General features: G+C 68.0%; 22 protein-coding genes. 7 read left to right on the plus strand and 15 right to left on the minus strand.

The window, feature by feature from the left end:
- Positions 1-28 precede the first annotated feature (28 nt).
- Positions 29-1,336 (plus strand): FAD/NAD(P)-binding protein, encoded by a 1,308-nt coding sequence (locus AC1DJ5_RS12885; protein ID WP_477020869.1) that lies wholly within the window; start codon positions 29-31, stop codon positions 1,334-1,336.
- Here AC1DJ5_RS12885 and glmM read toward each other — a convergent pair.
- On the minus strand, positions 1,333-2,682 hold the full coding sequence (glmM, locus tag AC1DJ5_RS12890) for a phosphoglucosamine mutase (RefSeq protein WP_477020870.1): 1,350 nt from the start codon (positions 2,680-2,682) through the stop codon (positions 1,333-1,335). The two genes, AC1DJ5_RS12885 and glmM, sit on opposite strands and share 4 nt — an antisense overlap.
- Before the next feature lie 195 nt (positions 2,683-2,877).
- On the opposite strand from glmM, the gene glmS reads away from it, so the two are divergent.
- The 5 genes from glmS to AC1DJ5_RS12915 all read left to right on the plus strand — a co-directional run bounded on the left by glmS (position 2,878) and on the right by AC1DJ5_RS12915 (position 8,452).
- Positions 2,878-4,695 carry a glutamine--fructose-6-phosphate transaminase (isomerizing) gene (gene glmS, locus AC1DJ5_RS12895; RefSeq protein ID WP_441456373.1) on the plus strand — a complete coding sequence of 606 codons (1,818 nt, stop codon included), beginning with the start codon at positions 2,878-2,880 and terminating at the stop codon, positions 4,693-4,695.
- Positions 4,696-4,775: 80 nt separating this feature from the next.
- Positions 4,776-5,654 carry a UTP--glucose-1-phosphate uridylyltransferase GalU gene (galU, locus tag AC1DJ5_RS12900; protein WP_441456372.1) on the plus strand — a complete coding sequence of 293 codons (879 nt, stop codon included), beginning with the start codon at positions 4,776-4,778 and terminating at the stop codon, positions 5,652-5,654.
- Positions 5,655-5,843: 189 nt separating this feature from the next.
- On the plus strand, positions 5,844-6,191 hold the full coding sequence (locus AC1DJ5_RS12905) for a UrcA family protein (protein WP_477020871.1): 348 nt from the start codon (positions 5,844-5,846) through the stop codon (positions 6,189-6,191).
- A 120-nt stretch (positions 6,192-6,311) separates the two neighbouring features.
- Positions 6,312-7,535, plus strand: a complete 1,224-nt coding sequence (locus tag AC1DJ5_RS12910; protein ID WP_477020872.1) for an NAD-dependent epimerase/dehydratase family protein — start codon at positions 6,312-6,314, stop codon at positions 7,533-7,535.
- Between the two features lie 23 nt (positions 7,536-7,558).
- On the plus strand, positions 7,559-8,452 hold the full coding sequence (locus tag AC1DJ5_RS12915; protein ID WP_477020873.1) for an NAD-dependent epimerase/dehydratase family protein: 894 nt from the start codon (positions 7,559-7,561) through the stop codon (positions 8,450-8,452).
- 170 nt (positions 8,453-8,622) lie between these two features.
- Here the strand turns inward: AC1DJ5_RS12915 and AC1DJ5_RS12920 are convergent, their stop codons facing one another.
- From AC1DJ5_RS12920 to AC1DJ5_RS12975, 12 genes are all read right to left on the minus strand, one after another.
- Positions 8,623-9,243: an EipA family protein gene (locus AC1DJ5_RS12920; protein ID WP_441456368.1), complete on the minus strand. Its 621-nt coding sequence runs from the start codon at positions 9,241-9,243 to the stop codon at positions 8,623-8,625.
- Positions 9,244-9,481: 238 nt separating this feature from the next.
- Positions 9,482-10,033 carry a TIGR00645 family protein gene (locus AC1DJ5_RS12925; RefSeq protein ID WP_441456246.1) on the minus strand — a complete coding sequence of 184 codons (552 nt, stop codon included), beginning with the start codon at positions 10,031-10,033 and terminating at the stop codon, positions 9,482-9,484.
- A gap of 2 nt (positions 10,034-10,035) precedes the next feature.
- Positions 10,036-12,444: a phenylalanine--tRNA ligase subunit beta gene (gene pheT / locus AC1DJ5_RS12930; RefSeq protein WP_477020874.1), complete on the minus strand. Its 2,409-nt coding sequence runs from the start codon at positions 12,442-12,444 to the stop codon at positions 10,036-10,038.
- A complete protein-coding gene (locus AC1DJ5_RS12935; RefSeq protein ID WP_477020875.1) occupies positions 12,441-12,842 on the minus strand; it encodes a hypothetical protein in 402 nt (133 codons plus the stop codon). Before AC1DJ5_RS12935 ends, pheT begins: the two co-directional genes overlap by 4 nt.
- Positions 12,839-13,258, minus strand: a complete 420-nt coding sequence (locus tag AC1DJ5_RS12940) for a hypothetical protein (protein ID WP_441456249.1) — start codon at positions 13,256-13,258, stop codon at positions 12,839-12,841. The genes AC1DJ5_RS12935 and AC1DJ5_RS12940 overlap by 4 nt, the downstream gene beginning before the upstream one ends.
- Before the next feature lie 13 nt (positions 13,259-13,271).
- Complete coding sequence (locus tag AC1DJ5_RS12945) at positions 13,272-13,661, minus strand: hypothetical protein (RefSeq protein WP_441456250.1); 390 nt, start codon at positions 13,659-13,661, stop codon at positions 13,272-13,274.
- Position 13,662: 1 nt separating this feature from the next.
- Positions 13,663-14,739 (minus strand): phenylalanine--tRNA ligase subunit alpha, encoded by a 1,077-nt coding sequence (gene pheS, locus AC1DJ5_RS12950; RefSeq protein WP_477020876.1) that lies wholly within the window; start codon positions 14,737-14,739, stop codon positions 13,663-13,665.
- Between the two features lie 58 nt (positions 14,740-14,797).
- Positions 14,798-15,001, minus strand: a complete 204-nt coding sequence (locus AC1DJ5_RS12955) for a dodecin family protein (RefSeq protein ID WP_441456252.1) — start codon at positions 14,999-15,001, stop codon at positions 14,798-14,800.
- 180 nt (positions 15,002-15,181) lie between these two features.
- Positions 15,182-15,535 carry a 50S ribosomal protein L20 gene (gene rplT, locus AC1DJ5_RS12960; RefSeq protein WP_477020877.1) on the minus strand — a complete coding sequence of 118 codons (354 nt, stop codon included), beginning with the start codon at positions 15,533-15,535 and terminating at the stop codon, positions 15,182-15,184.
- A gap of 56 nt (positions 15,536-15,591) precedes the next feature.
- Positions 15,592-15,789: a 50S ribosomal protein L35 gene (gene rpmI / locus AC1DJ5_RS12965; RefSeq protein WP_003166435.1), complete on the minus strand. Its 198-nt coding sequence runs from the start codon at positions 15,787-15,789 to the stop codon at positions 15,592-15,594.
- A 276-nt stretch (positions 15,790-16,065) separates the two neighbouring features.
- Positions 16,066-16,587, minus strand: coding sequence for a translation initiation factor IF-3 (gene infC, locus AC1DJ5_RS12970; RefSeq protein WP_441456254.1), 522 nt, complete (start codon positions 16,585-16,587; stop codon positions 16,066-16,068).
- Between the two features lie 126 nt (positions 16,588-16,713).
- A complete protein-coding gene (locus AC1DJ5_RS12975; protein WP_477020878.1) occupies positions 16,714-17,679 on the minus strand; it encodes a glycosyltransferase family 9 protein in 966 nt (321 codons plus the stop codon).
- Positions 17,680-17,760: 81 nt separating this feature from the next.
- Between AC1DJ5_RS12975 and AC1DJ5_RS12980 the strand changes: the two genes are divergently transcribed.
- Positions 17,761-18,513 (plus strand): alpha/beta fold hydrolase, encoded by a 753-nt coding sequence (locus tag AC1DJ5_RS12980; protein ID WP_477020879.1) that lies wholly within the window; start codon positions 17,761-17,763, stop codon positions 18,511-18,513.
- Between the two features lie 166 nt (positions 18,514-18,679).
- On the opposite strand, the gene hslU is transcribed toward AC1DJ5_RS12980, so the two are convergent.
- Complete coding sequence (gene hslU / locus AC1DJ5_RS12985) at positions 18,680-19,984, minus strand: ATP-dependent protease ATPase subunit HslU (protein ID WP_441456257.1); 1,305 nt, start codon at positions 19,982-19,984, stop codon at positions 18,680-18,682.
- A 19-nt stretch (positions 19,985-20,003) separates the two neighbouring features.
- Positions 20,004-20,882, minus strand: coding sequence for a DUF4440 domain-containing protein (locus AC1DJ5_RS12990; RefSeq protein WP_477020880.1), 879 nt, complete (start codon positions 20,880-20,882; stop codon positions 20,004-20,006).
- Positions 20,883-20,952 lie beyond the last annotated feature (70 nt).

Below are 20,952 nucleotides of genomic sequence, written 5' to 3' on the forward strand. Positions count from 1 at the left end.
GACGCGACGGCTCTGGCGTGGTGACCCGATGAACGACGCCCCCTCCCTGCCCGTGGTCATCGTCGGCGGCGGCTTCTCGGGCGCCATGCTGGCCGCGCGGCTGGCCGAGCGCGGACAGGCCTCGGTCCTGATCGAGCGCGGCGCCGTCTTCGGCCCCGGCGTCGCCTATACCGCGACGCTGGACGCTCACCTCCTGAACGTTCGCGCCGAGCGGATGAGCGCCCTGGCCGCTCGGCCCGGCGACTTCGTCGACTGGCTGAAGAACCATCATCCCGACCACGCCGACCCCAACGGCTTTCCCACCCGCCGGCTCTATGGCCTCTATGTCCGCGCCCGGCTGGACGCGGTCGAGGCGGCCCATCCGGGCCTGATCCGGCGCGTGACCGGACAGGCGGTCGCCGTCGACGGGCGGATCGTGGCGCTGTCGGACGGCCGCCGCATCAAAGGCCGCGCCGTGGTGCTGGCCACCGGCAACCCCGCCCCGCGCACCGCCCCGACGGATCAGAGCCCGCGCGTCCTGTCCGATCCCTGGGCGCCCGGCGCCCTGGACCGCGTTCAGCCCGAGGACGCCGTGCTGATCCTCGGCTCGGGGCTGACCATGGTCGACGTGGTTCTGGCGCTTCAGGCGCAGGGCTGGCGCGGTCGGGCCACGGCGGTGTCGCGGCGCGGCCTGACGCCCCGCGCCCACGGTGCCCATCACGACGCGGCGGTCGCCCTGCCGCCGGACGCCCTGAACGGCGCCCTGTCCCAGCGGCTGGCCTCCGCCCGGCGGCTGGCGCGCGAACACGGCTGGCGCGGCATCATGGAGGGCTATCGCCCGATCACCGCCGAACTGTGGCGCGCGGCGACGACGCAGGAACGCGCCCGCTTCCTGCGCCATCTGCGCCCCTGGTGGGACGTCCATCGTCACCGCATCGCCCCCGAGATCGCCGCGGCGCTCGACGCCCTGGTCGCCGAAGGCCGCCTGACCGTCCGCGCCGGCCGCATCAACGCGACCGAGGCCTCCGCCGACGCCGTGACCCTGACCGTGACGCCGCCGCGCGAGGCCGCGCAAACGTTGACGGCGCAATGGCTGATCGACTGCACCGGCCCCGGCCACGATGCGGCGGCGACGCCGCTGACCGCCGCCCTGATCGCCGAGGGCCGCGCCCGCCTCGACCCGCTGCAACTGGGTCTCGACCTGGACGAGGCGGGGCGCGTGCTGCACGCCGACGGCGCCGCCGACCCGGACCTCTACGTCCTTGGTCCGCCGGCCCGCGCCGCCCTGTGGGAAACCATCGCTGTCCCCGACATTCGCCAGCGCATCGAGGCGCTGACGGACTTGCTGGCGATCTAGCCCGCCGCCTTCACCGCCGCCGCCACATCGGCCACGACGCGTTTAACCAGAGCCTCGTCGTCGCCCTCGGCCATGACGCGGATCAGTCTTTCGGTGCCCGAGGGACGGACCAGCAGACGGCCCGAGCCGTTCAGCGCGGCCTCCGCCTCCACGATGGCGGCCTTGACCTTGGCGTCTTCCAGCGGCTTGCCGGACGTGTAGCGGACGTTCTGCAGCAGTTGCGGCACCGGCTCGAACTGGCGGGCCAGATCGCTCATCGGCACGCCCGTCTCGACCAGGACGGCCAGCACCTGCAGCGCCGCCATCAGGCCGTCGCCGGTCGTGGCGTGGTCCTTCAAAATGATGTGGCCCGACTGCTCGCCGCCGATGTTGAAGCCGCCCGCGCGCATCCGTTCCATGACGTAGCGGTCGCCGACCTTGGTGCGCTCCAGCGTCAGGCCCTCGGCTTTCAACTTCCGTTCCAGCCCCAGGTTGGACATGACGGTGGCGACCACGCCCCCGCCGTTCAGACGTCCGCGTCTGCCCCAGTCCAGGCCGATCAGGGCCATGATCTGGTCGCCATCGACGACGTGACCCTTCTCGTCGCAGATGATGACCCGGTCGGCGTCGCCGTCCAGGGCGATGCCGATATCGCAGCGATAGCGTTTCACCGCCTCGGACACCGTCGCCGGATAGGTCGAGCCGCAGTCGGCATTGATGTTCAGCCCGTTCGGCTCGACGCCGACGGGGAAGATCTCGGCCCCCAGCTCATAGAGGGTGGTCGGGGCCACGCGGTATCCGGCGCCGTTGGCGCAGTCGATGGCGATGCGCAGGCCCTTGAGGCTGAGCCGCTTGGGGAAGGACTGTTTGGCGATCTCGATATAGCGCGGCGGGGCGTCGTCGATCCGCTTGACCCGCCCCAGCTTGTTGGCGGGAGCCAGATCCTGATCCAGCGCCCCGTCCATCATGGCCTCGATCTTCAGCTCGATCTCGTCCGACAGCTTGTAGCCGTCGGGACCGAACAGCTTGATGCCGTTGTCGGCGTAGTCGTTGTGCGAGGCCGAGATCATGATGCCCAGGTCGGCGCGCATCGACCGCGTCATCATGGCCACGCCCGGCGTCGGCAGGGGGCCAAAGGTGCGCACGTCCATGCCTACGCTGGCCAGACCCGCCACCAGGGCCGGCTCGATCATATAGCCGGACAGCCGCGTGTCCTTGCCGATCACCACCAGGTGACGGCGGTCGTCGTCGGTGCGGAACAGCTTGCCCGCCGCCAGACCGACCCGCAGCGCGACTTCGGCCGTCATCGGATGGGTGTTGGCGCGACCGCGAATGCCGTCGGTGCCGAAGTATTTTCTCTCGCCCAAGGGCGTCGTCCTTCGATGTCGGGGGGCCGACCGGTTTGCAAAGAAACCTTTCGAAACCCATTTTTTGATGTCGTCGGTCTTCGCTTCCCCTAGACGCAAGGTCACAGGGCGAGACGGGCGGAACCCTCTCGCTTACCCCTTACGGCGGCGTCGCGCAAAGCGAGACCGCCCCGCCCCTTCACCGGAGCAGATCTCATGTGCGGCATCATCGGCATTACGGGCGCCGGCCCGGTCGTCCCCCGTCTGGTCGACAGCCTGAAGCGGCTGGAATATCGCGGCTACGATTCCGCCGGGATCGCCGCCATCGTCGACGGCCGGATCGAGCGCCGCCGCGCCAAGGGCAAGATCCGCGAGCTGGAAGCGGTGCTGGCCGCTGATCCCCTGTCGGACACGACGATCGGCATCGGCCACACCCGCTGGGCCACCCACGGCGCCCCGACCACGGCCAACGCCCACCCGCACCAGGCCGGTCGCGTCTGCCTGGTGCACAACGGCATCATCGAGAACTTCGCCGAGCTGAAAGCCGAACTGGAAGCCGAGGGCCGCGTCTTCGAGAGCCAGACCGACACCGAGGTCGTCGCCCATCTGCTGGACCACAAGCTGGCGGCGGGCCTGGCCCCGCTGGACGCTTTCAAGGCGACGCTGGACCGGCTGACCGGCGCCTATGCGTTGGCGGTGCTGATCGAAGGCGAGGACGAGCTGATCCTGGGCGCGCGCCGCGGCAGCCCGCTGGTCGTCGGCTGGGGCGAGGGCGAAATGTATCTGGGCTCGGACGCCCTGGCTGTCGGCCCCTTCACCCAGAAAATCTCCTATCTGGAAGAGGGCGATTACGTCGCCATGACCCGGTCGGGCGCCCACATCTTCAACGCCTCGGGCCACCCCGCCGACCGCGCCGTGGTCCAGGTCTCGGCCTCCTCGGCCCTGGTCGAGAAGGGCGCCTATCGCCACTTCATGGAAAAGGAAGTCCATGAACAGCCCGACAGCGTCCAGCACACCCTGTCGGAATATCTCGACCTGGCGACGGCCACGGCCAAGCCGCAAGCCGTCGATTTCGCCGCCGTCGACCGCATCCAGATCGTCGCCTGCGGCACCGCCTTCTACGCCGGTCAGATCGGCAAATACGCCTTCGAGAAATATGCCGGCCTGCCCTGCGACGTCGAGATCGCGTCGGAGTTCCGCTACCGCTCGCCGGCTTTGACGCCCGGCACGGTCGCCGTCGCCGTCAGCCAGTCGGGCGAGACCGCCGACACCCTGGCCAGCCTGACCTGGTGCAAGGCGCAAGGCCTTCGCACCGCCGCCGTCGTCAACGTCCACACCTCGTCCATGGCGCGTGAAGCGGCGGTCCTGTGGCCGACCCACGCTGGCCCTGAAATCGGCGTCGCCTCGACCAAGGCCTTCACCGCCCAGGTCGCGGCCCTGCTGGCATTGGCCGTCGCGGCGGGCGTGGCGCGGGGCAAGATCGACCCCGTGCGCGAGGCCGAACTGGTCAAGGCCCTGTTCGAGGCGCCGCGCCTGATCGCCGAGGCCCTGCAGATGGACGGCCAGATCCGCGCCATCGCCCTCGACCTGGCCAAGGCCACCGACGTCCTGTTCCTGGGCCGGGGCGCCATGTTCCCCCTGGCCATGGAAGGCGCGCTGAAGCTGAAGGAAATCAGCTACATCCACGCCGAGGGCTACGCCGCCGGCGAGCTAAAGCACGGCCCCATCGCCCTGGTCGACGAAAAGACCCCGATCATCGCCCTGGCCCCGCTGGACGAGGTGTTCGAGAAGACCGCCTCCAACCTGCAGGAGGTCGCCGCACGCGGCGGTCCCGTCGTCATGATCGCCCCGGCGACCGCCCCCGACCCGCACGGCGCCGGCATCCGCCGCGTCGACGCCCCCGACTGCCACCCGCTGATCGCGCCCCTGGTCTATGCGGTGCCTGTGCAGCTGCTGGCCTATTACACCGCCGTCCAGAAGGGCACGGACGTCGACCAACCCCGCAACCTGGCCAAGTCGGTCACCGTCGAGTGAGGTGACCAGCGACGGCGGGCGTTTGGACCCGTCACGTTTTGCGCCTATGAAAGCCGGCTAACGGCTGTTCAGGACGACCGATGACGACTTCTCCCGCCCGCCTTCGCAAGGCGGTCCTGCCCGTGGCCGGTCTCGGCACCCGCGTCCTGCCCGGCACCAAGACCACGCCCAAGGAACTGTTGAACGTCGTCGACCGGCCGATCCTGTCGTACATCGTCGAAGAGGCGCGCGAGGCCGGGATCGAGCACATCGTCTTCGTCACCGGCCGCGCCAAACAGGCCATCGAGGACTATTTCGACCACCAGATCGAGCTGGAGGCCCAGCTTCTGGCCAAGGGCAAGATCGAGCTGCTGGAGGCCATGAACGCCGAACTGGCGCGGGCCGGCGAGATGAGCTTCACCCGCCAGATGCAACCCAAGGGTCTGGGCCACGCCGTCTGGTGCGCCCGCGACATCATCGGCCACGAGCCCTTCGCCGTCATCCTGCCCGACGTGATCGTGGATTCGCAGCCGGGCGCCCTGAAACAGCTGGCGGACCTCTACGCCGAGGTCGGCGGCAATGTCATCGGCGTCGAAGCCGTGCCCGAGGCCGCTGCCCACAAGTACGGCATCGTCGACCCCTCCAGCCGCGACGGTCGCCGCTTCGCCATGAAGGGCATGGTTGAAAAGCCCGCCCCCGGCACGGCCCCCTCCAATATGTCGATCTCGGGCCGTTACATCCTGCAGCCGGAAATTTTCGACATTCTGGAAACCCAGGAACGCGGCGCCGGCGGCGAGATTCAGCTGACCGACGCCATGGCCCGGCTGATGCAGGCCCAGACCTTCACCGCCTATGAGTATGAGGGCGTGACCCACGACTGCGGCGACAAGATCGGCCTGCTGCGCGCCAATGTCGCCCTGGCCCTGAAACGCCCCGACCTGGGCGAGGCGACCCGCGCGGCCATCACCGCCCTGCTCTGAGCCGCCGCCTGACGAAGGTTCCAGCTCCGCCGCACGCCTGCGCGGCACGATCTTGTGTAACTCTGCGGGAAGAACCCTGTGTTTTCGTCGAGCGGCGAGAACAGAAGCGGCGTATATTTGCCTCTGTCGGGCGCTGCCCATTTCAAAGGAGAAGGCGAGCACAGCGCGCGGGCGATCAGGAGCAGTAAAATGAAAGCGATGATTTTAAGCGCGGCCTTTCTGATCTCTGGCGCCGCGCCGATCTACGCCGAAGCTCAGTCCATGCGCGCCGAAGCACACGTCGACTCCGCGCTCGTTACCTATGTCGATCTCGATCTCACCCAGGCCGATGGCGCGCGGATTCTCGACCACCGCCTGAATGTCGCGGCGCGCTATGTATGCCGCGACGCCAATCTGGCCATGTCCCACTATCGACTCCGCCACCTGTGCATCAAGGACGCCTTGGCGGACGCCTGGGGGCAGGTCGCTGTACAGCGCACGCTCGGGTCCGCAGACAACGGCGCCGTCATGCTGGCCGCCGTGCAGCGACGGCCGTAACGGCGTCACGCCCGCATCGGGGAGAGCCCTGGACATCCTCTGTCACGCGCCGCCGCTTTCGTCGGCTCGCGCCATCGGCTAGGCAGGAGGGACGACGGCAAGACAACTAGGGCTCGATCCATGCGCGTGATCATTCTCGGCGGCGACGGCTTCTGCGGCTGGCCCACAGCCCTGCACCTGTCGGCCCGCGGCTGGGAGGTGCTGATCATCGACAACCTCAGCCGTCGCAACATCGACAACGAGCTGGAGGTCCAGTCCCTGACCCCCATCCGCACCATGGGCGAGCGCATCGCCGCGTGGCGTGAGGTCAGCGGCCGCAGCATCGACTTCGTCAACATGACGGTCGGCAAGGAGTTCGACCGTCTGGTCGCCCTGATCAAGGACTGGAAGCCCGACAGCGTCGTCCACTTCGCCGAGCAGCGGGCGGCCCCCTATTCGATGAAGTCGGCGCGGCACAAGCTCTACACTGTCGACAACAATATCAACGCCACCCACCACCTGCTGGCCGCCATGGTCGAGAGCGGTCTGGACGTGCATCTGGCCCACCTGGGCACCATGGGGGTCTATGGCTACACCACCGCCGGCCTGCGCATCCCCGAGGGCTATCTGAAGGTCACGGTGGACACCGACCACGGCCCGACCGAGCAGGAGATCCTGTTCCCGCCCAATCCGGGCAGCATCTATCATATGAGCAAGACCCAGGACGCCCTGCTGTTTCAATTCTACGCCAAGAACGACGGCCTGCGGATCACCGACCTGCACCAGGGCATCGTCTGGGGCGCCCAGACCGAAGAGACGCGTCAGGACGAGCGCCTGATCAACCGCTTTGACTATGATGGCGACTACGGCACGGTGCTGAACCGCTTCCTGATGCAGGCGGCGGTCGGCTATCCGCTGACGGTCCACGGCACGGGCGGTCAGACCCGGGCCTTCATCCATATCCAGGACACGGTGCGCTGCGTCGAGCTGGCGCTGAAGAACCCGCCGAAATCAGGGGACCGGGTCAAGATTCTGAACCAGATGACCGAGAGCCGTCGCGTCCGCGACCTGGCGCAGATGGTGGCCGACATGACCGGCGCCGAGGTCCACAACGTGCCCAACCCGCGTCAGGAGGCCGACGAGAACGAACTGGTCGTCGCCAATGATCAGTTCCGCGATCTGGGCCTGAAGCCCATCACCCTGGTCGAGGGCCTGATGGCCGACGTGACCGACATCGCCCGCCGCTACGCCGACCGCGCCGACCGGACCAAGATCCCCTGCGTCTCCAGCTGGAACGGCAAGCGCGCCGAAGCGCTGCAATCCCAAGCGGTCGACGCCCCGCCGGCCGCCGCCAAAACCGCCTGACTGCATCGCCTGATCGGACCGCCATGACCGAGCCCGCCGCCCCTTCTCTCCTGGTCTTCGGCGGCGGCTATCTGGGGCTCGAGGCGGCGCGCGAAGCGATCCGACGGGGCGGCCGCGCCTTCGCCACTTCGCGCGAGCCGGCCCGGCGGGCGGCACTCTCGGCGGTCGGCGCCGTCGCCGTCGATCCGACCGACGCCGCGGCGCTCGGGGCCGCCGTCGCCGCCGTCTCGGCCATTCTGGTCACCGCCCCGCCCGACAGCGCAGGCTGTCCGGGACTGACGGTGCTGCTCCCCGTCCTCACCGCTTCCGGCGCCCGGCCCGACTGGATCGGCTACGTCTCCTCGACCGCCGTCTATGGCGACCGCGCCGGCGGCTGGGCCTTCGAGGACGACGAACTGAACGCCGCCAGTCTGGAGGGCGCCCGTCGGGTGCGGGCCGAGCAGGACTGGCTGGACGCCGGGCGCGCCATGGGACTGACGGTGCAGATCTTCCGCCTGCCTGCGATCTACGGTCCCGGCCGCTCGCCGGTGGACCGCCTGCGCGACGGCACAGCCCGGCTGGTGCGCAAACCGGGCCAGGTCTTCAACCGCATCCATGTCGAGGACGCCGTCTCGGCCTTGTTCGCCTCCATGGCCCGCCCGCATCCGGGCCGCGCCTACACCCTGGCCGACGACGAGCCCGCCCCGGCGGACGTGGTGATGGAATGGACGGCGGCGCGCCTTGACCTGCCGTCCCCGCCCGAAGTGGCGCTCGATGATCCGTCGGTGTCGGACGCCATGCGGCGCTTCTACAACGACTCCAAACGCCTCTCGAACGCCCGCGCCAAGGCCGAGCTGGGCTGGCGGCCGAAGTACCGGACCTGGCGCGAGGGGATAGAGGCGCTGCTGCCCCACACAGGCCGTCACCCTCGGGCTTGACCCGAGGGTCGGGCGCAGGTGCGAGCGCTTCGAACACTGTGCAGACTGAACCCTCGATCCTCGGGTCAAGCCCGAGGATGACGGCGGTGATGAAGGACGCGGTTGCGCCCTTCTGCGCTCAAGCAGCGAGCGACCGCGTCGCGAGCGTTAGCGCCCCTTGGCCCTTAATGTCAGAAAGGAAGCAAGTTCCGCTGGCGGCTGTAGCTCATGGTGCCGACGTTGGCGCCCAGGCGCAGGCCGACGCCGGTGCGGATAGGGGCCAGGACAATGCCGTCGGCGCGCTGATAGTTCACGCCCAGACCGGCGACCAGATAGGCCGAGCCCTCGACGCCGGGGTAGCGGCGATAGAGCATGTCGGGGTGATAGAGGCCGTAAACCAGGGTGAAGACCCGGCTGGCGTTGCCGCCGACGTCCCAACCGATCGAGGCGCCCTGCCAGAAGACTTCCTGCGAGGCCGACAGATCCTTCATGTGCAGGGCCCCGCGACCATAGCGCACGCCCACGACGGCGGCGCCGGCGGCTTCCTCGCCGGCGATATAGGCGGTCGGGCGGTCGCCCTGTTCGGCGAAGACGCGCTCGAGGGCCGAGCCCATGGCCTCGGCGGCGATGCCCATTTCACGCGAACCGGCCGAGACCAGTTCTTCGAACGTATAGGCCTGGGCGTTCTGGTCCGAGGCGATCGGATAGGCGGGGTCGACCGGCTGGCGCGTGGCGCAGGCGCCGAGGCCCACGGGCAGGGCGCCGGCGGCGGCGAGACCAAGGCTGGAACGGATCAGTTGGCGGCGATGCATGTCGAGGCTCCTGACAGAGAACGGTTCGCCCATCGTCGCGGGCTTGACCTACCGTCCGTGTCTTTTGCGGCAGCCTTGCGGCTTCAAGGTTAACGGAACCTTGCTTAGCCATATTCAAAGCCGCCTAGCCTGATCAAGGCTTCGTCAGTAAGCCTCCCCCGCCTGATGGCCTCAAGCAGCGCGAAGCGCGATAGGCCCCCCAAAAGAAAGAAGCCGGAGCTTTCGCTCCGGCTTCGCTTCAGTGCTTGTCCGTCTTGGAGGCGACCCAGTCCATCAGCGCCAGAAGCACGCCCGAGACGACGAAGGTCAGGTGGATGATCACCGCCCACATCAGCCCCGCCTCGTCCAGCGGAACGCCCGGCTTGCCGATGTTCATGAAGCTCTTCAGCAGGTAGATGGCCGAGATCGCCACGATGGAGGCGATCAGCTTCATCTTCAGGCCCGAGAAGTCGACCGTGCCCATCCACGGCGGCCGGTCCACCTGGTTCTCGTCCAGATCCAGCTTGGAGACGAAGTTCTCGTAGCCGGAATAGATGACGATCAGCAGCAGATTGCCCGCCAGAGACAGGTCCACCAGGCTGAGGATGGCCAGGATGGCCCCGTCGGACTTCATGTGGCCTTCGCCCATGAGGAAGGCCTGCGGCACGTAGTAGATCAGCTCGCGCACGAAGACAGCCAGCAGCATGACCAAGGCCGCCACCAGCCCCAGGTAGAAGGGCGCCATCAGCCAGCGAGCCCGGAACAGGCCGCGTTCGAAGTGGGTCTCCGCCCAGGGCTTCTTGTCCGCCATCCTCAGGTCCTCAGCGTCGCGCCGGTCTTGGCGGCGGCGGCGACGATCCTGGCCGTCAGGGCCTCGATCTCGGCTTCGGTCAGGGTGGCGGCGCGCGGCTGAATCTCGACTTCCAGCGCGACCGACTTCAGACCCTCGGGCACGCCCTGGCCGCGATAGACGTCAAAGACGCGCACCTCGGCGATCAGCACCTTGTCGGCGCCGACGACCGCCCGGGTCAGGTCGCCCACGGCCTTGGCTTCGTCCAGCAGGAAGGCGAAGTCGCGGCTCAGCGGCATCAGGTTCGGCAGGTCCGCTGCACCGCGAGCCTTGCCGCCCTTGCCTTTAGGCTCGGGCAGGGCGTCGAGGATGATCTCGAAGCCCAGCATGGGACCGTCTGCATCCAGAGCCTTGAGCACGCGCGGATGAAGCGCGCCGAACTCGACGATGACGTTCTTGGGCCCCAGTTGCAGTCGGGCCGAGCGGCCGGGATGCCACCAGTCGCGGTTGGAACCCTGCGCCAGCTGCAGCGAGGCGACCGCCGCGCCGATCTCCTCCAGCAGGGCGAACAGGTCGCCCTTGAGGCCGAACAGGGCGTCTTCGCCCGTCCCGCCCCAGTGGCGGTCGGGGTGGGGCGCGATCAGGCCGGCGATGGCGGTGCGCTGGCCGTTCGGCTGATCGTTCAGATAGACGGGGCCGATCTCGAACAGGGCCGCGTCGGCATGGCCGCGCGCGGCGTTGCGCGCCGCCGCCTGGATCAGGTTGGGCAGGATCGACGGCCGCATGCAGTCGAGGTCCGCCGCGATGGGGTTTTCCAGCACCAGCCGCTCGTCGCCGCCGCCGAACAGGACGGCCGTCAACTGTTTGGTGAAGGACCAGGTCACGGCCTCGGCGTAGCCCAGGGCCGCCAGCGCCCGACGCGCGACGCGGACGCGCGCCTGACGCGGGCTGAGGACGCCGCGCGCATTGCGGGCGATCTCGGGCAGGGGCGTGTGCGGCAGGGCGTCGAAGCCCTCGATGCGGGCGACCTCCTCGACCAGATCAGCCGGTCCTTCGACGTCGCGGCGCCACGACGGCGGCACCACGGTCCAGGCTGCATCGCGCATGACGGTGAAGCCCAGCGCGGTCAGGATTTCGAAGATGCGGTCGTCGGTCAGGCTCAGACCCGCCAGGCGCTTCACATAGGCGGGGTCGAAGGCGAAGCCTTGCGGCGCGACGGGCGCCTGGCCCGCCACCGTGATCTCGGACGGTTCGCCGCCGCACAGGTCGAGGATCGCGTGGGTCGCCAGCTCCAGCCCCGGCACGACCGAGGCCGTGTCCACGCCGCGCGCGAAGCGGTACTGGGCGTCGGAGCTGATGCCCAGCGACCGGCCCGTCTGGGCGATGGCCAGCGGGTCGAACCAGGCGCTCTCGACGAAGACGTCGACGGTCTCGTCCGAACAGCCGGTGCTCTCGCCGCCCATGACGCCGCCCAGGCCGATCGGGCGCTCGCCCTCGGCGTCGGCGATGACGCAGTCGGCGGGCGAGGCGGCGTAGGTCTTGCCGTCCAGGGCGATCAGATGCTCGTGCTCGCCCGTGTCGGCGGCGACCAGACCGGCGCGCACGACGATCTCGTGGCCCGACAGCTTGGCCACGTCATAGACGTGCAGGGGCCGGGCGCGGTCGTAGGAAATCAGGTTGGTGATATCGACCAGCTTGTTGATCGAGCGCAGACCTATGGCGGTCAGCCGGTGCTGCAGCCAGGCCGGCGACGGCCCGTTCTGCACGCCGCGGATCACGCGACCGGCGAAGACCGGGCAGAGGTCCGGCGTGTCGATCCGCACCGTGATCGGCGAGGCGAACCCGCCCGCGACCGGCTTGATCTCCGGCGTCGTCAGTCGGCCCAGGCCCGCGGCGGCCAGGTCGCGGGCGATGCCCGCCACGCCCAGCCAGTCTGGACGGTTCGGCGTCACTTCGAAGTCGATCACCGGCTCGGCGCCGAAGACCCCGGCGGCGGGCATGCCGACCTGCAGGTCGTCGCTCAGTTCAAGGATGCCGTCGCTGTCGTCCGCCAGTTCCAGCTCGGCGCCCGAGCACAGCATGCCGTGGGAGACCACGCCGCGCACAGGCTTCTCGACCAGGGTCACGCCCAGGCCGGGCACATAGGCGCCGATGGGGGCGTAGATGGTGGTCAGGCCCGCGCGCGCGTTCGGCGCGCCGCAGACGATCTCTTTCAGCCCGTCCACCGTCTCGACCTGACAGACCTGCAGCCGGTCGGCGTTGGGGTGGCGTTCGGTCGAGACGATCCTGGCCACGGTGAAGGGGGCCAGCGCCGCGATGGGATCGTGGACCTCCTCGACCTCCAGGCCCGCCATGGTCATGGCGGCGGCGACCTCATCGACCTCGGCGGTCGTGTCGAGGTGTTCCTTCAGCCAGGAAAGCGTGAACTTCATTCGGAGGCTCCGCCGCCGAGCGCCTGAACCATGTTTTCAAGGAAGCCCGCCGCGCCGGTGAAGCCGACGCCGAGGAAGCGGCAGTTGACGAACTGGCAGTTCTTGAACGGCACCACGCCCACGACCTGGCGCGGTCCCTGGGGGGCCAGCATCAGATTGCGCGGATCGCCGTTGGAGACGCCCATGTCGCATCCGTCGAACTGACAGCCCTCGACCGCCAGCAACACGGCCGGCCCCTCGATCAGGCAGCCTTCGAACCGACGGTTCTCGATCATCTGCGAGCCCGCCCGCGCCGTCTCCAGGAAGAGCTGCGGCAGCCAGACGTTGACGTTGGTATAGGTCGGCCCGGCGCCCAGGGGCTCGAGCGTGATCGGGGCGTTGGTGTTGACGTCGGTCATGCCTGGGCCGCCTGTTCGCGCGCGCTGAGAAGATCCTTTTCGATGCTGTCCAGCAGGTCCGGCGCGCCGGTGAAGCCGACCTGGACGAAACGGCAGCGCACGAAGCGGCAGTTCGACATGCCGACGACGCCGGCGATCATGTCGCCGCGCGGCTCCAGCAGCAGGGTGCGGGGATTTTCCGCCACGCCCATGTTGCAGGTGTCGAAGGACGTGCCGTTCATCACCGCCATCACCGCCGGCCCCTCGATCAGGCATTCGGTGAAGGTCTTGTCTTCGATGAAGGTCTGGCCGGCGTTCATATGGTGCACCGCCAGCGAAGGCAGCCAGACGGCCTCCTTCTCGAAGGTCGTGCGGGCCACCAGGTCGCGGCCGAACTTCTCTTCTGCGGACATCGGTGTCTGGGTCTGGTCGGTCATGTCTGTCTTCGATCTAGATAGAGTTCGGCAGGGCGATGATCTGGGCGATGAATTCATCCGTCCCGGTAAAGCCGACGCCATAGAATTCGCAGCCGATGAAGGCGCAGTCGCGCATCGGCACCGTGCCGATCGCCTTGTCGCCGACGGGCTTCATCACGAGGTTGCGGATGTCGCCGCGGCTGTCGCCGAAATTGGTTTCTTCGAAGGTCACGCCGTTGGAAGCCAGAACGATGGCGGGTCCCTGGATGCGGCAGCCCTTGAAGGTCCGCCCCTGGATCAGGCCAGGTCCGTTCTTCACCGCATGGGCGAAGACGTCATAGAGCGTCAGGTCGACGTTCTCGAACACCGCAGCGCCGAAGTCCTCGGCCAAGGCGACAGGGCGGTTGATCGGAAGCAGGCTCATGTCAGGACAGTCCCGAGGCAGGGTTGGGGGCGGCGAAGGCGGAGAAGCCGTAATGCGCCAGCCAGCGCGTATCGGCGTCGAACATGGGGCGCAGGTCGGAGACGCCGTATTTCAGCATGGCCAGGCGGTCGACGCCCATGCCGAAGGCGAAGCCCTGATACTCGTCCGGGTCGATGCCGCAGTTGCGCAACACGTTGGGGTGAACCATGCCGCAGCCGAGAATCTCCAGCCAGTCGTCGCCCTCGTTCAGCGTCAGCTTGCCGCCCGAGCGGTCGCAGCGGATGTCCATCTCGGCCGAGGGCTCGGTGAAGGGGAAGTGATGGGGGCGGAAGCGGGCGTTGACGTCGTCCAGCTCGAAGAAGCGAGCGATGAAGGTCTCCAGCGTCGTCTTCAGATGACCCATGTGGATGTCGCGGTCGATCACCAGACCCTCGATCTGGTGGAACATCGGCGTGTGGGTGGCGTCGGAATCCTTACGGAAGGTGCGGCCCGGCGCGATGATGCGGATCGGCGGCTTCTGGGTTTGCATGGTCCGCACCTGCACCGGGCTGGTGTGGGTGCGCAGCACCTTGCGCTCGCCCGTCTCCGGGTCCGGCTTGAGGAAGAAGGTGTCGTGCATCTCCCGCGCCGGATGCTTGGGCGGGAAGTTCAGGGCCGTGAAATTGTGGAAGTCGTCCTCGATGTCCGGGCCTTCGGCGACGGCAAAGCCCATCTCGGCGAACAGGGCGATCATCTCGTCCATGACCTGCATGGTCGGATGCACCCCGCCCTTGCGGCGCGGGCGGCTGGGCAGGGTCAGGTCGACGCGCTCGGCCAGCAGGCGGGCGTCCAGTTCGGCAGCCTCCAACTCGGCCTTGCGGCCGGCGATGGCGGCGGCGACGCGGTCGCGCAGGCTGTTGATGATCGGCCCCTGTTCGCGGCGTTCGTCGGGGCTGAGCGCGCCCATCCCCTTCAGCAGGGCCGAGATGGTCCCCGTCTTGCCGAGGGCGGTGACGCGCACCTCTTCGATCGCAGCGACGCTGGGGGCCGCTCCGATGGCGTTGATCAGGTCGAGTTCTAGCTGGGCGAGATCGGTCATGGTCCGCAGCGTCTAGCCCGACACGGCCGTCACGCAAAGCCTTCAGCGTCGATCAGGCTCAGTCGGCGAGGACGAAAGTGACCTTCATATTGACGCGGTACTCGGCGATCTTGCCCTCGCGGACCAGAACCTTTTGTTCCTGGATCCAGGCGCCCTCGACGTGACGCAGGGTCTTGTCGGCGCGGGCGATCCCCTGGGTGATGGCGTCGTCGAAACTGACGGTGGACGACGCGGTGATCTCGGTGACACGGGCGATGGACATCAGCACAGCCTCCTGAACCGCCGGGTCGCCAGTCGATCCGGCCCGGCCAAACTGCGCCCATCCCCGGCGGGAGTCACCCGCAAACGAAAACGCCCGCCCCGGAGACCGGGACGGGCGCTTTTGTCGTCTTGCGCTAGCGCTCGGCTCGCGGAGCCTCGCTGCTTGAGCGCGATCAGGCCCTTAAGCCAGAGCGGCGCGAACCTTGTCGGCGATGCCCTTGAAGCTGGCTTCATCGGCGGCGATCGTCGACAGAACCTTGCGGTCCAGCTCGATGCCGGCCTTGGCCAGACCGTGCATGAACTGCGAATAGGTGAAGCCTTCCAGACGGGCGGCGGCGTTGATGCGCTGGATCCACAGGGCGCGGAACGAACGCTTCTTGTTGCGACGGTCGCGGTAGGCGTACTGGCCTGCGCGGTCGACAGCGGCCTTGGCCGTGCGGATGGTGTTCTTGCGGCGGCCGTAGAAGCCCTTGGCCTGCTTGAGAACCTTCTTGTGTTTGGCGTGGGACGTTACGCCCCGTTTGACGCGAGCCATGTGTCGCTATCCTTTCAAATTCTTACGTAGAGATCAGATCGAAACGCGCGCGCCGATCAGGCGTACGGCATGTAGGATTTGATCTTCTTGGCGTCGGCGTCGGCCATGACCGAAGTGCCGCGGTTCTGGCGGATGTACTTCGAGTTGTGGCTGATCAGACGGTGGCGCTTGCCGGCAACGCCAGCCTTCACCTTGCCCGTGGCCGTGAATTTGAAGCGCTTCTTGGCGCCAGACTTCGTCTTCAGTTTCGGCATTTTCACTCTCTCTTTTTAGTGGGCTATCGCTCTTCGAGCTGCTTGAGCCCGGAGTGCGAAGCTGAAACGAACCGCCCAGGCATGCCTGTTAGCCCGGCGGTTCGGTACGCGAAGGGGCGGCTTTTACGGCGCCGTCCCCCCAAAAGCAAGACGCCCGGCCTCAGACATCTGTCCGGAACCGGGCGTCTGAACTGGACCCAAGACCCTCGCTCAAGTCGCGAGCCGCCACGCGGCGAGCATAGCGACCTGAAAAACCTCGCCTTGAGGCTTCGCCTCTTAGCGAGGCGCCAGGATCATGATCATCTGGCGGCCTTCCATACGCGGAGCGTATTCGACCTTGGCGACTTCGTCGAAGTCGGCCTGCACCTTGTGGAGCAGTTTCATGCCCAGTTCGGGGTGGGCCATTTCACGACCGCGGAAGCGCAGGGTCACCTTGACCTTGTCGCCCTCCTCGAAGAAGCGGTGCATCGACTTGGCCTTGACCTCATAGTCATGGACATCGATGTTCGGACGGAGCTTGATTTCCTTAAGCTCGACGACCTTCTGACGCTTGCGCGCCTCGGCCTTCTTCTTCTGCTCCTGGAAACGATGCTTGCCGTAATCCAGGATCTTGCAGACCGGCGTCTCGGCGTTGCCGACGATCTGGACGAGGTCCAGACCAGCCTCTTCGGCCGCTTCCAGCGCGGACGACAGCGGCATGACGCCCTGTTTCTCACCGTTCTGGTCGATCAGCAGCACGCGCGTGGCGCGGATTTCCTGGTTGATGGGCGGCCCGTCCTTGACGGGCGGCGCTTGCATGGGACGGCGAATGGGCGTCGTTTCCTTATGTGATCAGAAGACAGGCGATAAATCTTGCAGGGACCAGCGCGCGACGGAGGCGTCGCGTTCCCGACTGCGGGAATATGACGATAGAAGGCCTGTAATTCAAGGCTGGTCGGGGTTTGCGCCGTCGATGTAGGCGTCGTGCAGCGCCAGCACCCCTTCAAAGACGTGATCGACGGTCAGGTCTTCGATCGGCGCGAACTGGCCGCGGGTCTCGTTGGAGGCCACCGTGCGCGTCTTTGGTCCCCACGGCCCGTAGAGCCACCATTCGGTCGGGCCGAACAGGCCCAGCGTCGGTCGGCCCAGCGCCGCCGAGACGTGCATCAGCCCGCTGTCATTGCCCACGAACAGGGCCGCGCGCTCGATGGCGGCGGCCGAACACAGAATGTCGCCCTTGCCGACACAGTCGATGGCGCGGTCGCCCGCGGCTTCCAGCGCCGGGGTCGCCGGCGGCCGGTCGCCGGGTCCTCCGACGGGCATGAAGCGCCAACCGTCGAAGCGCGGCTCGGCCTTCATCCGCTCGACCAGAGCGCCCCAGCGGTCGGCCGGCCAGGACTTGCCGGGCTGGTGGGCGATGGGGGCGAGGGCGATGATCGGCCCGGGACCAGCGCCCTGGGTCAATTGGGGGTCGATGATGGCGGCGGCCTCGGCCCGCGCCCGGTCGTCGAGGAAGATTTCGGGGTCCAGCGGCACGGCCGCGCCCATCATCGCCGACACCGTCTCGACCTTGCGCAGCCCGGTCTCCCAACTGCGATTGTAGATGATGCGCCGCTTGGCCGGGATCAGATAGGCCAGGGCCGAGCCGCGGATGTCGACGACCAGATCCCATTTCGTCCCGACCGCTTGTTTCCACAGTTCGATCCAGTGGCCGGCGGCCTTCTTCTTGTCGAGTGCGATGACCTTGGTCACGCCGGGCGCCGAGCGAAAGAAGGGCGCGGGCGGGCGGCCCGCCGCGACGGTGATTTCCGCCCCCGGCAGGCGGCGGTTGATTTCACGGATCACCCCTGACGAGATGATGCTGTCGCCGATACGGTTGGCGGACACGAACAGGACTTTGGGTGCGGACAAGCGGGGGCCCCTCGCGGCCTGTGAAGAAACGCCGTCTCTGCTAAAGCCATTCCGCGCCGAATGACAGTCCGAGGAGCCTTCATGTCCGACTTCCAGACCCTGCCCCAGATTCTGGCCCGCCCCGACGGCGAGACCCTGGCCTTCAAGGCGGTCACGGGCGCCGGGCCGACCGTGGTCTGGATCGGCGGCTTCCGCTCGGACATGGAGGGGACCAAGGCCCTGGCGCTGGAAGCGGCGGCGCGCGAGCGCGGCTGGAACTTCGTCCGCTACGACCATTTCGCCCACGGCCAGTCGTCCGGCGACTGGAAACAGGCCACCATCGGCCGCTGGCGCGAGGACGCCGTCGCCCTGATCGACAGTCTGGATGGACCGGTCATTCCCGTCGGCTCGTCCATGGGCGGCTGGGTCGCCCTGTTGGCGACCCTGGCCCGACCTGAGCGGATCAAGGGGCTGGTGCTGGTCAATCCGGCGCAGGATTTTACGGAAAAGCTGATGTGGCCCGGTCTGGCCGACCATGAGCGTCAGGCCATCCTGCGCGAGGGCGAGACGATCATCACCGAGGAAGGTCTGGGGTCCTATGTCCTGACGCGGCGCATGTTCGAGGAGGCGCGCGACTGGCTGCTGCTGGACGGCGTCATCGCCATCACCGCCCCGATCCACGTGCTGCAAGGCCGCGCGGACGACGTGGTGCCTTGGCGCCATCAGGTCGAACTGATCGAGCGGCTGACCGGCGGCGACGTGCGCCTGGACCTGATCGAGGCCGGCGACCACCGCCTGTCGACGCCGAGCGATCTCGACCGTCTGGTCGCGGCGGTGGAGGCTATGCGGGGCTGATCCTGCTTTCCTCCCCATTGTGTGGGGAGGGGGACCGCCCTCAGGTCTCGCCTCTGGCGAGCCCAAGGACAGGCTCCGCGGTGGAGGGGCTTGCTCCGCTGAAGCGGCCCCTCCGTCACGTCGGCCGCGCCACCTCCCATGAAATGGGGAGGAAAGACTTAGGCCATCACAGGATGAACCGGCTCAGGTCGATGTTCCTGGCCAGTTCGCCGACCTTTTCGCGCACCTTGTCGCCGTCGAAGGTCAGGGTCTGGCCCGACAGGTCGGAGGCCTTGAAGCTGGTTTCCTCCAGCACCCGCTCCAGCACGGTCTGAAGCCGCCGCGCGCCGATGTTCTCGATCGTCGAATTGGCGGTCACGGCGGCGTCGGCCATGGCCTCGACCGCATCGTCGGTGAAGACCAGGGTCACGCCCTCGGTCTCCAGCAGGGCCTGGTTCTGACGGATCAGATTGGCCTCGGGTTCGGTCAGGATGCGTTTGAAATCGTCGCGGGTCAGGGCCTTCAACTCGACCCGGATCGGCAGGCGCCCCTGCAGTTCCGGCAGCAGGTCCGACGGCTTGGCGACATGGAAGGCGCCTGAGGCGATGAACAGGACATGGTCGGTCTTCACCGGCCCGTATTTGGTCGAGACGGTCGTGCCCTCGATCAGGGGCAGCAGGTCGCGCTGCACCCCCTCGCGCGACACGTCGGCGCCGCCCCCGCGATCCTGGCGCGTCGCCACCTTGTCGATCTCGTCGAGGAAGACGATACCCTCGTTCTCGGCCAGCAGCAGGGCCTCCTTGGTCAGGCTCTCCTGATCCAGCAGCTTGTCGCTTTCCTCCGTGGTCAGCGGGATCAGGGCCTCGGCCACGGTCAGCTTGACCGTCTTGGTGCGCCCGCCGCCCATCTTGCCCAGCAGGTCCGACAGGTTCAGCAGACCGACATTCCCGCCGCCCGGCATGTCCAGCCCGTGGATCGGCGAGCCCGTGTCGGCCAAGGCGATCTCGATCTCCTTGTCGTCCAGTTCACCGTCGCGCAGCTTCTTGCGGAAGGCGTCGCGCGTCGCGGCTTGCGAGCCCGGCCCGACCAGGGCGTCCAGAATCCGCTCTTCGGCCTGGCCTTCAGCCCGGGCCTTGACCCCGGCGCGGCGCTTTTCACGCACCATGACCAGAGCGCTCTCGACCAGATCGCGCATGATCTGATCCACGTCGCGGCCGACATAGCCGACCTCGGTGAACTTGGTCGCCTCGACCTTGAGGAAGGGCGAGCCGGCCAGCTTCGCCAGGCGCCGGGCGATCTCGGTCTTGCCGACCCCCGTGGGGCCGATCATCAGGATGTTCTTGGGCGTGACCTCGTCGCGCAGGTCTTCCGGCACCCGCTTGCGGCGCCAGCGGTTCCTCAGGGCCACGGCCACGGCGCGCTTGGCGTCGTCCTGGCCGACGATGAAGCGATCCAGTTCGGAAACGATTTCGCGGGGAGAAAGGTCGGTCATGGACCCCAGATAGGAGGCCTCACTCGCCAGCGGGAGGGGGGACGGCGACCGGAGGGACCGGAATCAGCTGCGCGAACATCAGAGCCCATCCGTCCGCCCCCTTGCGCCACAGCCGGACATACCAGCCGCGCCGCTCGGCGCCGTCGCCTGTCCACCGCGCCGGGCCGTAGGTCCAGGCCAGATCGCCGGCCCGCGAAGCCTCGCCGCCCTCGGCCGGGCCGAAGTCGAAAGTTGCGGGCCAGCCGTCCAGCGCCGCCGCCATGGCCCCGCGTCCAATGGCGGGCGGACGCGGGGCGACATAGAGCCGCCCGTCGTCGGTCAGGACCGCCAGATGCGCCGCCTTCTGATCCGCCCGCGCGGCCTCGGCCAGCGCCGCCTCGACGGCCCGCACCTCCTGCATCGCCGCCTCGGGCGAGGTGGAGGCGCCATCGCCGGCCGCCATAAGGTCGGGCTCGCTGTCGGGGCCAGGGACAGCCGCCGCCGTCGCGCCCGAACCGCCGTCATAGACCCAGGCCCAGCGGCCGTCCGGCTGACAGGCCCAGATCGTGAAATAGTGACCGCCGCGCACGCCGTTCACCGCCACCCCGCCGGTGGTGAAGCCCAGATCGCCGGAACGGGCGATCCCGGCCCAGTTGGGCCACCATTCCAGTTTCGGCTCGTCGACGGGACGCGCCGCCTCGGGCGGATAGACGTCGCGCACCGTCTGCGCCCGCCCCTGGGCGATGACCACGGCGTCGGGCAAGGCCCATTTGTTGAAACTGCCGCCGATCCCCAGACCGGGCGCGTCGGCGGCGAAGGCCCGTTCGGCGGCGACCACCGGCGCGGGCGAGTCCGCGGGACAGGAAGGCCTGTCGGCGGACATCATGGCGGCGGCGAACAGCAGGGCGTCGAGCGGCATGGCGGCGATCCTCCGCGCTCATTGATCGCCCGAAATCGACAAGTGTCGCGTTAATTCGCGGAAAACCGGA

Source organism: Brevundimonas sp. 01N35, from assembly GCF_056399785.1.